13 protein-coding genes and 1 pseudogene are annotated in these 13,462 nt (G+C 61.7%); 2 read left to right on the top strand and 12 right to left on the bottom strand.

The window, feature by feature from the left end:
• Nucleotides 1-10: 10 nt before the first annotated feature.
• From ACI2KS_RS09770 to ACI2KS_RS09715, 12 genes and pseudogenes are all read right to left on the bottom strand, one after another.
• A pseudogene (locus tag ACI2KS_RS09770) lies at nt 11-791 on the bottom strand (amino acid ABC transporter ATP-binding protein).
• A 1-nt stretch (nt 792) separates the two neighbouring features.
• Nucleotides 793-1,560 carry an amino acid ABC transporter permease gene (locus ACI2KS_RS09765; RefSeq protein ID WP_404619534.1) on the bottom strand — a complete coding sequence of 256 codons (768 nt, stop codon included), beginning with the start codon at nt 1,558-1,560 and terminating at the stop codon, nt 793-795.
• 24 nt (nt 1,561-1,584) lie between these two features.
• Nucleotides 1,585-2,391: an ABC transporter substrate-binding protein gene (locus ACI2KS_RS09760; RefSeq protein WP_404619532.1), complete on the bottom strand. Its 807-nt coding sequence runs from the start codon at nt 2,389-2,391 to the stop codon at nt 1,585-1,587.
• A 95-nt stretch (nt 2,392-2,486) separates the two neighbouring features.
• On the bottom strand, nt 2,487-3,161 hold the full coding sequence (locus tag ACI2KS_RS09755; RefSeq protein ID WP_404620678.1) for a GntR family transcriptional regulator: 675 nt from the start codon (nt 3,159-3,161) through the stop codon (nt 2,487-2,489).
• 894 nt (nt 3,162-4,055) lie between these two features.
• Complete coding sequence (locus ACI2KS_RS09750; protein WP_404619530.1) at nt 4,056-4,463, bottom strand: SRPBCC family protein; 408 nt, start codon at nt 4,461-4,463, stop codon at nt 4,056-4,058.
• A gap of 25 nt (nt 4,464-4,488) precedes the next feature.
• The gene (locus ACI2KS_RS09745) at nt 4,489-5,286 is read right to left on the bottom strand and encodes an SDR family NAD(P)-dependent oxidoreductase (RefSeq protein WP_404619528.1); all 798 of its coding nucleotides are present in this window, start codon (nt 5,284-5,286) and stop codon (nt 4,489-4,491) included.
• A gap of 345 nt (nt 5,287-5,631) precedes the next feature.
• The gene (gene ycaC, locus ACI2KS_RS09740; protein ID WP_404619526.1) at nt 5,632-6,255 is read right to left on the bottom strand and encodes an isochorismate family cysteine hydrolase YcaC; all 624 of its coding nucleotides are present in this window, start codon (nt 6,253-6,255) and stop codon (nt 5,632-5,634) included.
• Nucleotides 6,256-6,365: 110 nt separating this feature from the next.
• Complete coding sequence (locus tag ACI2KS_RS09735) at nt 6,366-8,204, bottom strand: amidohydrolase (protein WP_404620676.1); 1,839 nt, start codon at nt 8,202-8,204, stop codon at nt 6,366-6,368.
• Nucleotides 8,205-8,340: 136 nt separating this feature from the next.
• Entirely contained in the window at nt 8,341-8,973 is a 633-nt protein-coding gene (locus ACI2KS_RS09730; RefSeq protein ID WP_404619524.1) for an antibiotic biosynthesis monooxygenase, read from the bottom strand.
• On the bottom strand, nt 8,966-9,382 hold the full coding sequence (locus ACI2KS_RS09725) for a DoxX family protein (protein ID WP_404619522.1): 417 nt from the start codon (nt 9,380-9,382) through the stop codon (nt 8,966-8,968). The genes ACI2KS_RS09730 and ACI2KS_RS09725 overlap by 8 nt, the downstream gene beginning before the upstream one ends.
• 235 nt (nt 9,383-9,617) lie before the next feature.
• Complete coding sequence (locus ACI2KS_RS09720) at nt 9,618-10,310, bottom strand: hypothetical protein (RefSeq protein WP_404619520.1); 693 nt, start codon at nt 10,308-10,310, stop codon at nt 9,618-9,620.
• 170 nt (nt 10,311-10,480) lie between these two features.
• A complete protein-coding gene (locus ACI2KS_RS09715; protein ID WP_404619518.1) occupies nt 10,481-11,770 on the bottom strand; it encodes an MFS transporter in 1,290 nt (429 codons plus the stop codon).
• Nucleotides 11,771-12,104: 334 nt separating this feature from the next.
• On the opposite strand from ACI2KS_RS09715, the gene uxuA reads away from it, so the two are divergent.
• Entirely contained in the window at nt 12,105-13,157 is a 1,053-nt protein-coding gene (gene uxuA / locus ACI2KS_RS09710; protein ID WP_404619516.1) for a mannonate dehydratase, read from the top strand.
• A 46-nt stretch (nt 13,158-13,203) separates the two neighbouring features.
• A partial coding sequence (locus ACI2KS_RS09705; RefSeq protein WP_404619514.1) for a hypothetical protein occupies nt 13,204-13,462 on the top strand: 259 nt, incomplete at its 3' end.

Raw genomic sequence — 13,462 nt, 5'->3', positions numbered from 1 at the left:
CTTATGAGCGTTACAACACGCGGCTGAGAAAGGCTTGGGTTCGGGGATGCACCGGCCGGCTGAAGATCTGTTCCGGCGGGCCTTGTTCAATCAGTTCACCCTGGTCGAGTACCACCACGCGATCGGCCACCTCGCGGGCAAAGCCCATTTCGTGGGTCACGACCACCATGGTCATGCCCTCCTCGGCCAGTTCCTTCATGACCTGCAGCACTTCACCGACGGTTTCCGGGTCCAGCGCACTGGTGGGTTCGTCGAACAGCATGGCCTTGGGTTTCATCGCCAGCGCCCGGGCAATCGCCACCCGCTGCTGTTGACCGCCGGACAGCATCGAAGGGTAATGCCCGGCCTTGTCCGCCAGCCCGACCCGGGCCAGCAATTCACGGCCCTGGGTCAGCGCCGCCTCACGCGACACGCCCCAGCACATGGATCGGCGCCTCGATAATGTTTTCCAGCGCGGTCATGTGCGCGAACAGATTGAAGCGCTGGAACACCATGCCGATGTCCCGTCGCTGGCGGGCGATATTGCGCTCCGAATCGCGCACCAGGCTGCCATCGGCACGTTCGCGGTAACCCATGGCCTGGCCGTTGACGCGGATGCGCCCGGACTGAATGTCTTCGAGTAGGTTGATGCAGCGGATGAACGTGGTCTTGCCCGAGCCTGAGGCGCCGATCAGCACCACCACCTCGCCGCGCCGCACTTGCAGTGAAATGCCCTTGAGAATTTCCAGGTCGCCGAACGACTTGTGAATGTCCAGCGCCTCGATGATCAGTTCGTCACTTTTGTGCGCCATCTCAACGCCCCCTCAACAGTTTCATGGCGCTGCGCCCGAACATCCGCCTGGCAGCCGGTGGCTGGCGATCGGACTGGCCGAAGCGCTGTTCGAGCCAGCGCTGGAAGAAGCCCCAGACCGTGGTCAGCAGCAGGAAGTAGATCGCCACCACCAGGTACAGCTCGAAAACCCGAAACGTGGCCGAGGTAACCATTTGCGTACTGAGCAGCAACTCCTGCACACCGATCACGCTGACCAGCGTGGTGTTCTTGAGCATGACGTTGAATTCGTTGCCCAGCGGCGGGACGATCACCCGGAACGCCTGGGGCAGCACGATCCGGCGCATCAGCTTGCCGAAAGTCATGCCCAGCGAGCGACCGGCTTCGTATTGGCCCTTGTCCACCGCGCCGATACCCGCACGAATGATCTCGGCCATGTAGGCGCCTTCGTTCAGACCCAGCGCGATGATCGCCGCCTGGATATTGCCCGGTACGATGAACCAGCCCAGATCGATGTCCTCGAAGCGGAAAATCCCCCCGGCCGCAAGCGCGGTATAGAGAAAGACGATCTGCACCAGCAACGGAGTGCCGCGCATCAACCAGACGTAGAAACGCACCGGCAGATGCAGCAGTGGATTTTTCGACAGGCGCATGAGCGCCGCGATCAGCCCCAGCGAGCAACCCAACAGCATCGCCAGCACGCTGATCAGACAGGTCAGCCACAGCCCGGTCAGGTACACGCCGCTGGGCTGCAGCAGGTACTGCCAGAACACATCCCAATTGAAATTCATCGGTTCATCCCGTTGTGCAATGGCTCAATCGAGCTTGTCGCTTTCGACGTGCCACTTGGCGAGCAATTGGCTGTAGCTGCCGTCACTGCGCATGTCGCTGACCACTTGTTGCACGGCGGCAGTCAGCTGCGCATCGTCTTTGCGGATGCCAAGGCCTGTGAGAATCCGACTGAACGCCGGCACCCCCTCCTGGAACAGATCCGGCGCCATGTTGGCGTAATAGCCGGCGGTTTCCACCGTAGTGCCGTAGGCGTCGACCTGATTGATACGCAGCGCCTGGAAGGCGTCGGTGTCGGTGTTGTAGACCACCAGCTTGAGCGGGGGCTTGCCGGCTTTGCCCAGCGTCTCGTTCTGCGTATCGAGCAGGGTCTTGATGGTCGAGCCGTTGAGCACCGCCACCTTGTGCCCGGACAGATCATCCAGCGACTTGATTGCCTTGGGGTTGCCTTTGGGCACCACCACCGACTGGCTGGAATACATGTAGTTGACGATGTTGATCACTTCGCGCCGTTCAGGCTTGTCGAACAGCTGATCGACAATCATGTCGCACTGCTGGGCGAGCAACGCTGGCACCAGCCCGGAGAATGGAATCACCCGCCACTCGACCTTCTTGCCGCCGAGCCGCTTGGCGATTTCCAGCCCCAGATCGATGGTCAGGCCCACCGGTTTCTGCGTGGCGTCGAATGACACCAGTGGCGGCGAATCCATCCCCGAGCAGTAAGTGAGCTTGTCCACCTTCTGCAGGCGGTCGGGCACGGTTGTGGCCGCCAACAGCATCGGTGCACACAGACTCAGGGAAACAAAGGCGGCCAGCGCGGCGGGTTTATGCATGACGAAAGCTCCGGTTTCGGTAAGAAAGTAAGGGCAGTTCTGAACGTCACAGCGGTACGACCGGCGGGCTGGTTGCCCGCTTCTGGTTGGGGATTTCAGGTGTTTTTCTGCAATTGGAGAAAGGCAATCAGGCTGGGGACTGTGCCCTCGATGTGGTCACGCAAAATCCGCTCGGCCTGGTCGGCATCCCCTGCGCGCAAGGCATCGAGGATCACTGCGTGCTCATCACGCGCGCTCAGGGGCTTTTCGCCATGTTCCAGCCACACGCGCATGTGCGGTTCGATCACCGTGTACAGCGCAGAAATCTGGCGCATCAACCGCGGGCGCTGGCTGAGGCTGCATAAATACTGGTGAAACTCGCGATGGCGGCTGACCCATTCGCAGCTGTCGTCGCGGTAGTCGTCCATGTCGTCGAGCAGACGCTCGAGATGCGTCAGGTTGCGTTCGGTAATCTTCGGCACCGCCACCCGAATTGCCAGGCCTTCCAGCGCGCTGCGCATCTCAAAGACTTCATGCATTTCGTCGATGTTCAGACCGCTGACCACCGCCCCACGGTTCGGCCGCAAGGTGACCAGGCCGTCGGCGGCCAGGCGTCTGAAGGCTTCGCGCACGGGCATGCGACTCATACCGATTTCAGTGGCGATGTCTTCGGCGATAAGCCGCTGCCCCATGCCATAGGTGCCCTTGCAAATAGCATCCAGCAAAAAGGCGTAGGCCTCTTCCTCAGCGGTGACAGGGGGCCGTTCGGCATATCCGGGTGCAAGTCGCATGGCATTACCTTCTGAATTTTTGTATCCAATCATCCACGGATACATAAAAGCAAAAGTGATGCCAGGGATGCGCAACTGAGGTAATGCGCTGAAAGCGTTGGGAAAGGTGTCAGTGGGAAGGTGTTGAGCGGCCGAGATCCATTGCTACTTATCGGATCAGGCAAAGAGTACATGCACCACACCGAGGCAAAAGTGTGCGGCAGGAAACGAAAGCCGGCGACTCGTCGCTGTGATCGTTCCCCCGCTCTGCGTGGGAATGCATCCCCGGACGCTCCGCGTCCACGAGCGATGGACGCAGCGCGTCTGGAGCGGCGGCTTGATCAATCCGGATACACGCAGCCCTGCCGGACACAAAACCTTTAGCAGCCGGCTTGCTGGCGAATGCGGTGGGTCAGCGAACATCGCGGTGCCTGACCTGATGCGTTCGCCAGCGGCAGTCAATCCGCAACATGCGGTGTATCCGATGCACCGAGGAATCGGCTTTACTACCGCTTCGCGGCAGATCGCGAGCAAGCTCACTCCTACGGCCTGCGGCCAGAATCAAGCACAGACCCCCACGCCACCTTGATTTGATCGTTCCCACGCTCTGCGTGGGAATGCATCCCCGGACGCTCTGCGTCCACTAGCGATGGACGCAGCGCGTCCAGAGCGGCGGCTTGATCAATCCGGATACACGCAGCCCTGCCGGACCCAGAACCTGTATCGATCGTTCCCACGCTCTGCGTGGGAATGCATCACCCGGACGCTCCGCGTCCACGAGCGATGGACGCAGCGCGTCTGGAGCGGCGGCTTGATCAATCCGGATACACGCAGCCCTGCCGGACACAAAACCTGTAGCAGCCGGCTTGCTGGCGAATGCGGTGGGTCAGCGAACATCGCACCGCCCTGGGCTTATCAGAAATTCCCTTTCAACGCCGCAAGCCCGCCTTCATACACGCCCTTGAACAACGCTTCGGCTTCGGCGTCCGAGACGCCGGCGGGAGTGAAAGTCCCCGACCACTCCACCACCGAGGCCTGATCGCCGTCTGCGCTGACTTTAAGCGTCGCAAGGTAGTCAGTGACCGGAAACGGCCCTTGGGTGATCGAGTAGCTGTAGGTGCGCGCCTGATTGTCGAAAGCCTCCAGACGCTCGCTGATTTTTGCGCCGTCCTGGGTGGTCAAGTGGCGGACTTGCCCGCCCTGGTCGGAAACGCTGTTGGCAATCAGCGGCAGCCAGTCCGGCAGGGAAAGAAAGCCGCCTACCAGTTGCCAGACCTTGTCGGCCGAGACCGGGATACGAACGCTTGCAGATGCTTTAGCCATGATGATTCTCCACGCTTTGTTTTATTCAGATAGCCATGCTGTCGACGACGCCACCATCGACGCGCAACGCGGCACCGGTGGTTGCCGAAGACAACGGTGAAGCAAGGTACGCCACCAGGTTGGCCACTTCGTCGACCTCGGCAGCGCGCTGGATGATAGACGAAGGCCGGGCACGGCGGACGAAATGATCGGCCTCGTCACGGGCGGTGCGGCCGGACTGGGCGATGGCATCCTTGAGCATTTCTTCAACGCCATCGGTGAAGGTCGGCCCCGGCAATATCGCGTTGACCGTGACCCCGGTCCCCGCCAGGCGCTTGGCCAGGCCGTGAGACACCGCCAGATTGGCCGCCTTGGTGGTCCCGTAATTGATCATGTTGGCAGGAATCGCCACCCCTGATTCGGACGAGACAAAGATCACCCTGCCCCACTTGTTCGCCACCATGTCGTTGACGTAATGCCGCGCCAGCCGCACGCCGGAAATCACGTTGACCTCATAGAAGCGCGCCCACTCGTCATCGGGAGTGTCGAAGAAATCGACTTCGTTGAAGATCCCCAGATTGTTCACCAGGATGTCGGCGCGCGGCTGGGCGTCGAACAATTGCTGCGCACCCTGGGCAGTACCCAGATCGGCGACCACGCCGCGCAATTGCGCATCCGGCACTTCGCGCTTGATCGCCGCGATGGCTTCATCCACCTTGCCCGCCGCGCGTCCAACGATGACCACTGTTGCCCCGCACATCGCCAGGGCCTTGCCGATCCCCAGGCCGATGCCGGCAGTCGAACCGCTGACGATTGCCAGCTTTGCACTCAAATCGATTTTCATCATGCACCTCAATAAGGTTGATTGGGCCGGGCCTGATCGGAGCCGTGCCGCAGGCCTTGTCACCTGTACGGTAACCTTGGGGCACAGAATAGGACCGAGCAGAAAGACCGTCCAAGACTTGATATGAATGAGTTGAGTCGCGAAGGGTCTTGGCTACTGGATAGCAGCCTGGGGCAACGACCGGCGTCGTGGGGGGAGTGTAGAGAGCGTGGGCGACGTTGATCTGCCAACGCTGGAAATGTTTAGCAGTGAGCTTGCCCGCGCAGCCGTTGGCCCCCGGTACAGCGGGTCAGCCGTACCGGGGCTTGCGCGGGCGAGCGTGTTGCCACGACCCGGAAGCCGCCGTTACTTGGCGGTGAACACCGAGTAGCTGTTCATCAGGTTGCGGTAGTTCGGAATGCGCTGGGACAGCAGATTGGCCAGGCCTTCCATGTCGTTGCGCCAGTCGCGTTGCAGCTCGCACGCCACCGAGAACCAGTTCATCAACTGCGCGCCGGCAGCCGACATGCGTGCCCAGGCAGCCTGCTGAACCACTTCGTTGAAGGTGCCGGAAGCATCGGTGACCACGAACACGTCAAAGCCTTCTTCCAGCGCGCACAGGGTCGGGAATGCCACGCAAACGTCAGTCACAACGCCCGCGATGATCAGCTGCTTGCGGCCAGTGGCCTTGATCGCCTTGACGAAGTCTTCGTTGTCCCAGGCGTTGATCTGGCCAGGACGGGCGATGTAAGGAGCGTCCGGGAACATTTCCTTGAGTTCCGGCACCAACGGGCCGTTGGGGCCGGTTTCGAAACTGGTGGTCAGGATGGTCGGCAGCTTGAAGAATTTGGCGCAATCGGCAAGGGCCAGCACGTTGTTCTTGAATTCGTTGGGCGAGAAATCCTGCACCAGCGAGATCAGACCGGTCTGGTGATCGACCAGCAGAACGACGGCATCGTTGATATCCAGGCGCTTGTAAGGAACGGTCATGATTGACTCCATTGAGTGTGTGACAGGTGTGTGCGAGACCAGCGGATGGCGCTGGCGGGCAGCCCTGCCGGTAAGCCCCGGCAAGGCGTTTCATGCTCGTTTGCGTGGCGTCAGAAAGCGAAGCAGGAGCAGCCAAACGCGCCCCAGAAGCCTTGGAAGTCGCTGACCGGCACCTTGGACATGCGTGCCTTGTCATGGCTGTGCGAGTGGACCGTGCACGGCCCGCTGCACTGGTGCACGCTGGCGGCCATCGGCGCGCCCGGGCGCCAGTGCCCCGCCACCTTGGCCACCGGTGACCAGTCCGGCAGCACCGGCACGCTGGGTGGCGACAGGTCTTCGAACTCACCGGCGCCGTAGACCACCTTGCCGTCGACCACGGTCAGCATCGACTCGATCCACTTGATCGACTCTTCCGGCACGCTGAAGAAGTCCTGGGACAACGCCACCACGTCGGCCAGCTGGCCGATCTTGATCTGGCCCTTCTTGCCCTGTTCGGAGGAGAACCAGGCGCTGCCGCGGGTGAACAGCTCAAGCGCGGTTTCCCGGGACAGGCCTTCGGGGTACAGCTCAAGACCGCCGACCGTGCGACCGCTGACCATCCAGTACAGCGAGGTCCACGGGTTATAGCTCGATACCCGGGTGGCGTCGGTGCCTGCGCCCACCGGCACGCCTTCGGCCAGCATGCGTTTGATCGGTGGCGTGTGCTCGCCGGCCTTGGCGCCGTAGCGCTCGACGAAGTACTCGCCCTGGAAGGCCATGCGGTCCTGAATCGCGATGCCGCCACCGAGCGCCTTGACCCGCTCGATGTTCTTCGGCGTGATGGTTTCGCAATGGTCGAAGAACCACGGAATGCCGTTGAACGGGATCTCGCGGTTGACCTTCTCGAACACGTCGAGCATGCGCGAGATCGACTCGTCATAGGTCGCGTGCAGGCGGAACGGCCAGCGATGTTCGACCAGATGCCGCACCACTGGCTCCAGGTCCTGCTCCATGCCTGGCGGCAGGTCCGGGCGCGGTTCGAGGAAGTCTTCGAAGTCGGCCGCCGAGAACGTCAGCATCTCGCCCGCGCCGTTGTGCCGCAGGAAATCATCGCCCTGGTGCAGGGTGACGGTGCTGGTCCAGTTCTTGAAGTCGCTGAGTTCTTCCTTGGGTTTCTGGGTGAACAGGTTGTAGGCGATGCGCACCGTCAACTGCTTGGCTTCGGCCAACTGAGTGATCACCGCGTAGTCGTCCGGGTAGTTCTGGAAACCACCCCCGGCATCGATCGCACTGGTCAGGCCCAGACGGTTGAGTTCACGCATGAACTGGCGGGTGGAGTTGACCTGATACTCAAGCGGAAGCTTGGGCCCCTTGGCCAGGGTCGAGTAGAGAATCATCGCGTTGGGCTTGGCCACCAGCATGCCAGTGGGGTCGCCGTTGCTGTCGCGCACGATCTCGCCGCCCGGCGGATTGGGCGTGTCCCGGGTGTAGCCAGCCACGCGCAGGGCGGCGCGGTTGAGCAGCGCACGGTCGTACAGATGCAGGACGAAAACCGGGGTATCAGGCGCTGCCTGGTTGAGCTCTTCGAGGGTCGGCATGCGCTTTTCGGCAAACTGGAATTCGTTCCAGCCACCCACCACGCGTACCCATTGCGGCGTCGGTGTGCGATCGGCCTGGTCCTTGAGCATGCGCAGCGCGTCGGCGACCGAAGGCACCCCCTCCCAGCGCAGTTCCAGGTTGTAGTTCAGGCCGCCACGGATCAGGTGCAGGTGCGAGTCATTGAGCCCCGGGATCACCGTGCGCTTGTGCATGTCGATGACCTGGGTGGCACTGCCGCGCAGGGACATGATCTGCGCATCGGTGCCCACTGCGACGAATTTTCCGTCGCCGATCGCCACCGCACTGGCCTTGGGCTTTTCCGGGTCAACCGTATGAAAGTTGCCGTTGTAGAGAATCAGATCGACGTTCATTGCAGTACCTTCGGCAAAGGATTTTCTGGACGCGCCGACGGCAAGGCCGGCAACGGGTATTGAAGAAAGGATCGCGGCAGCCGCGCTGAGCAGTGAGCCCTGGGCGAGGAAGCTGCGGCGTTCGGCATCATCGGGGTTATCCCTCATGATCCGATCCCGGCACCGGCGCAGGCCTGGCGTTGAGCCACGGGGCGAATAGCCGGGTGGCCAGAGGCATCAACAGGTACACCACCAGCAGCACGATGGTGACGGTCACCAGCGCGGTGCCGATCACGTAGTTGCCCAGCAGCGGGAAGGCGCGGAACACCGGTCCCCAGACAAGCGGAATCAGCAGGGTCAGCGGGCAGATCACCAGGAAAGTCACGCAGGCCTGTTTCCAGCGCGGCGGCGGCGGGCTTTCGCTGGCGGGCACGAACCAGAATTCGTTGTGCGGGTTGACCTCGGTGATGTCGCCGTCAGCCAGCATCGGCGCCGCTTCGGCGACCAGTTCGCGCCGTCTGGAGGACTCCAGCCAGCTTTGCATGGCGTCGGTGGAGCAGAAACGCAGGACGCAGGTGAACATGCTCAGGCCATCGGCCTTGCCGCGAATCACGTCGACGCCCAAGTGCCCAGGAGAACTGCCGGCGATTGCCACGATACGTCGCAGCCAGGCTTCGTATTGTGCCTCGAGGCCCGCCTTGACCCGGTGCTTGACCACCAGGGTGACGATCTCGTCGGACGACAGTTTCGACGTTGCCGCACGTTCGGCGGACAGGGCAGATTCAGGCATAGCGAAGCGCTCCGGGAAAACGAGTGTTGAGCGCCAGACGGCCTGGGCCGGCAATCAGTACGCTGGTAAAGATGATGATGAGCAGCCAGCCGAACTGGCCCTGTTCCACGCTCCAGTCGCTGTGCACGACCACCAGCGCCACCAGCAGCAGAAAGAGAATAGGCAGACACGCCAAACGCGCCAGTACGCCGGTCAGAATCAGCAGCGGACACAGCACTTCGGCAAAGATCGCCATGCCCAGGGTCAGGGTCGCGCCCATGTGGAATGGGTCCTCGATGAGCAACAACTGCGCCTTGAAGTCCAGCAGCTTGGGCAGGCCATGCACGAATAACAGGAACAGCGCGCCACTGGCCCGAAGGAACAGCAGTCCGAGGTCCATGGTGCGGTCATTGAAGGTTGAATAGCGCATCGCACACCAACGAATTCATGAAAGGCTCGCCATCGGCCGATGACAGACATTGCACTCATGGTGTCGGGGTGGGGCTCTGAGGTATTGAACAGACGTGCTTTGATTGGTGGATCTGTGCTTGTACTTGTTTGAGTCCGGTTTGCGGGTGAATGCGCTCGGTCCGGGGCCACTCAGGTGGCTGACCTGTCGCGTTCGCCAGCAAGCCGGCTCCTACAGGTATGGCGTTTGGCGGGCGTCAATTGGCTTCCTGAATCTGCCCTTTGCGCTCCATGATCATCTGATTTCCGCTCTGCTGACGCTGCTGCTGGAGGGAATCCCCGCTGCCAGTGCCAGAGGAGGATGAGGAACCTGAGGTGTTGCCGGGTCGCAATGCGGGGTTGGTCGTGCCACCGTTGTTGCCGTTCGCCCCATTTGTCCCAGAGCTAGTGTTGATCCCGTTGCTGCCGGTCGCCGTGGTGTTGTTGCTGTTACTGCCGTTGGTATGGGTGGCATCGGTGTTGTTGGTATTGGTCCCGTTGGTGCCAGTGGCGTTGGTGTTGCTGCTGTTGGTCCCGTTGCTGCCGGTGGCGTTGGTGTTGCTGCTGTTGGTTCCGTTGCTGCCGGTGGCGTTGGTGTTGCTGCTGTTGGTTCCGTTGCTGCCGGTGGCGTTGGTGTTGCTGCCGTTGGTGCCGTTGCTGCCGTTGCTGCCGGTGGCGTTGGTGTTGCTGCTGTTGGTTCCGTTGGTGCCAGTGGCATTGGTACCCGAAGTGCCAGCGCCACCACCTGCCGCGCCGCCTGCACCTGCGCCACCGCCTGCGGCCCCGCCACCACCGATGCCCGACGCGGCGAGCATCACCGGTGACTTGTCTTGCGCCATGGCCCCGGTGCAGGTGGCCGCAACGGCCGCGAACAGCAAATGCATCAATGTCTTGCGTGAACTGATCATCATCGTGTCTCCAGGATTACCGCGATGGGTCTGTCCATTCGAGGGCGAGTGATCGACAGCGTTCGCTTTTTTACACTCAATGCTTTCGCGTGGCGGTGGCCCGGCTTGTTGGCCAGGCAGTTGCAGGCGTGACGCCAGCGGGTGCGACGCGATTGCTCGCACCCGCTCGACGCTTAACTGCGTTGCGCTGCGGTGGAGGCATCGGCTGCGGCCGGCTGGTCCGGGGTGACCGACAACGGCTCGATCTTGCCGACGATGAACAGATAGCTGAAAGCCCCCAGCACCGCGAACGCGCCGGCGGTCATCAATGGCGCGGTGAATGAACCGTTGCTCATCACCAGCATAAAGCCGGTGAAGGTGGTGATGAAAATCCCGGCGGTGTTGGAGGCGAAGTTCTGGATGCCACCAATCGATGCCACGTGCGCCGGGCTTGGCGCCACATCAGCCGGCAGGCACCAGATACTCGCCCCGGCGAACGCCAGGCTGGCATAGGCCAGGCTGAAAAACGCCAGCATCGCATAGGTGTTTTCGGTGAACACCGACAGCGAGATGCTGGAAGACATCAACATGCCGCCGACGATGCAGGTCTTGCGCGCCGCCGTCAGGCTCCAGCCACGACGGTACAGCGCATCGGAGGTCAGCCCGCCGATCCAGCCACCGACGATTGATGCAACGGCCGGGATGGTCCCCAGCGTGCCGAGTGACTTGAGGGAAAAGCCACGTTCGGTGACCAGGTAGGTCGGGAACCAGGTGATGAAGAAATAGATCACGAAGTTCAGGCAAAAGAAGCCGAGCATCATGCCCCACAGCGTGCGGTGGCGGAACAGCGACGCCCACTTGACCTTGGGACGCGCGGCGATGGTCGCAGCCTTGCTCGCTTCGTGCTGCTCAATGGCGGCAACCGCCTGCGGTTCCTTGTAGATCAGCAGCCAGCCGACCACCCAGATCACCCCCACAGCCCCTGTGATGACGAACGACGCGCGCCAGCCCCACAGCTCGATGATCAGCGCCACCAGCGGTATCGACAGCGCCGACCCGACGCGCGAGCCGCTGTCGAAAATGCTGGTGGCAAACCCGCGCTCCTTGACGTCGAACCACTGGCTGACGATCTTGGCGCAGGACGGATAAGCCCCCGCCTCGCCGACCCCGAGCATCAGCCGGCAACCGAACATCGAGGCCAGACTGCCCGCAGCGGCAGTGGCCGCAGTGAACAGCGACCACCAGGCCACGGCCAGAGGCAGCGCGATTCTTGCGCCGACCCGGTCGACGAACCAGCCGAACGGCATTTGCATCAATGCGTAGGTCCAGAAGAAACCGCTGAGCAGCAGGCCCATTTGCCCCGAGCCCAAGCCGAGTTCTTTCTGGATATAGGGGGCGGCAACCGCGAGGTTGGCCCTGTCGATGTAGTTGATGGCCACCGCGAGGAAGCACAGAAAAATTACCAACCAGCGCCCTTTCTGCATGGCGAGTCCTCCTAATTATTTTTATGAGTAAGACTTCGTTAGAGCTTCAGACAGCGCTCAGAGCCGGTTTTTGCGACGTGATCAGGGCCTGAAAAGCCCCCCTCACAAAACGCTAATTGGCCTGACCAAATACCCGAATGCAGCCGATACTAGACCCGAAAACCCGATAATGGAAACCTGAAAGGCGATTATTTCGCGCGATTTTTCAGCGGAGGAACGGATTTGCATAATTTGGCCTGACCAATCTATGCTTTGCCGACGGTCGTTCGGTACGCCCTGAAAGACTCTTGAGTCTTGCCGGGCGGATGACACTCATAACAACAAGGACTCAGCGATGAAGATGACTTTCCGTTGGTACGGGCAAAACGACCCGGTCACTCTGCCGTATATCCGCCAGATTCCCGGCATGACCGGCGTGGTCTCGGCCATCTACGACATCCCCGTGGGAGAGGTGTGGCCGCTGGACAAAATCGCCGAGCTCAAAGCCACGATCAACGCCCATGGCCTTGAGCTCGAAGTCATCGAAAGCGTGCCGGTGCACGAAGACATCAAGCGCGGCCTGCCCAGCCGCGACCGCCTGATCGATAACTACGGCCAGACCTTGCGCAACCTCGCCGCCTGCGGGATCAAGGTGGTCTGTTACAACTTCATGCCGGTGTTCGACTGGACCCGCTCGACCCTGGACATGCAGCTGCCGGACGGCTCGACCACGCTGGCGTTCGATGTGGCGGTGATCGAGCAGGCCAATCTGGACGACGGCATCAGCCTGCCAGGCTGGGACGTGAGCTATGAACCCGAGGTGCTGCGGGCGCTGATCAGCGAATACGCGCAGGTCGATGAAGACACCCTGCGCGCACGTCTGGCGTATTTCCTGGAACGCATCATCCCGGTGGCGCGGGACGCCGGGATCAAAATGGCGCTGCACCCGGACGACCCGCCGCGCCCGATGTTCGGCATGCCGCGAGTGGTGAAAAATCGCCAGGACCTGGCGCAGGTCCTGGCGATGGTCGACGACCCGGCTAACGGCCTGACGCTGTGCTCCGGCTCGCTGGGGGCGGATCTGGGCAATGACATCCCCTCGCTGGTCAGAGAGTTTGGCGGCCAGGGGCGCATCCACTTCGCCCACCTGCGCAACGTCAAGGTCAATGAGGCAGGCGACTTCTACGAAACCGCACATCGCTCGCAGGATGGCTCGCTGGACATGGCGGAAATCGTCAAGGCGTATGTAGAGACGGGCTTCGAGGGCTATTACCGGCCCGATCACGGTCGCATGATCTGGGGCGAAACCGGCAGGCCAGGTTACGGCTTGTATGACCGGGCGCTGGGCGCGGTCTACCTGAACGGCCTGTGGGAAGGGATCCGCAAGGGCATGCCTGCGGGGCACTGATGCTTGCAACGGCAGGGTTGGGCGGTGCGGGGTGTGGGGTCGGGTGATGGTTGCTGCTTTTGATTCTGGCCGTAGGCCGTGGGAGCTCGGCTTGCCAGCGATCTGCCGGGAACCGGCAGAAAATGCTCGACATACCGCCAACCAGGCTGACCCCGTCGCCTGGTTTTACTGCCGCTACGCGCCAGCTCGCGGGGCAAGCCCGCTCCTACAGCCTGAACTGACCTCAAAAAGTTGGACATCAATCCTGACTTTTTGGGTGTTCAGCATGGGCAAGTATTCGATTCAATTCAAAATCACCGCCATCA

It is taken from the genome of Pseudomonas sp. NPDC087358, assembly GCF_044900785.1.
GTDB lineage: Bacteria > Pseudomonadota > Gammaproteobacteria > Pseudomonadales > Pseudomonadaceae > Aquipseudomonas.
The sequence above is the reverse complement of the archived record's forward strand: the minus strand, read 5'-3'. Positions and strand labels throughout refer to the sequence as shown.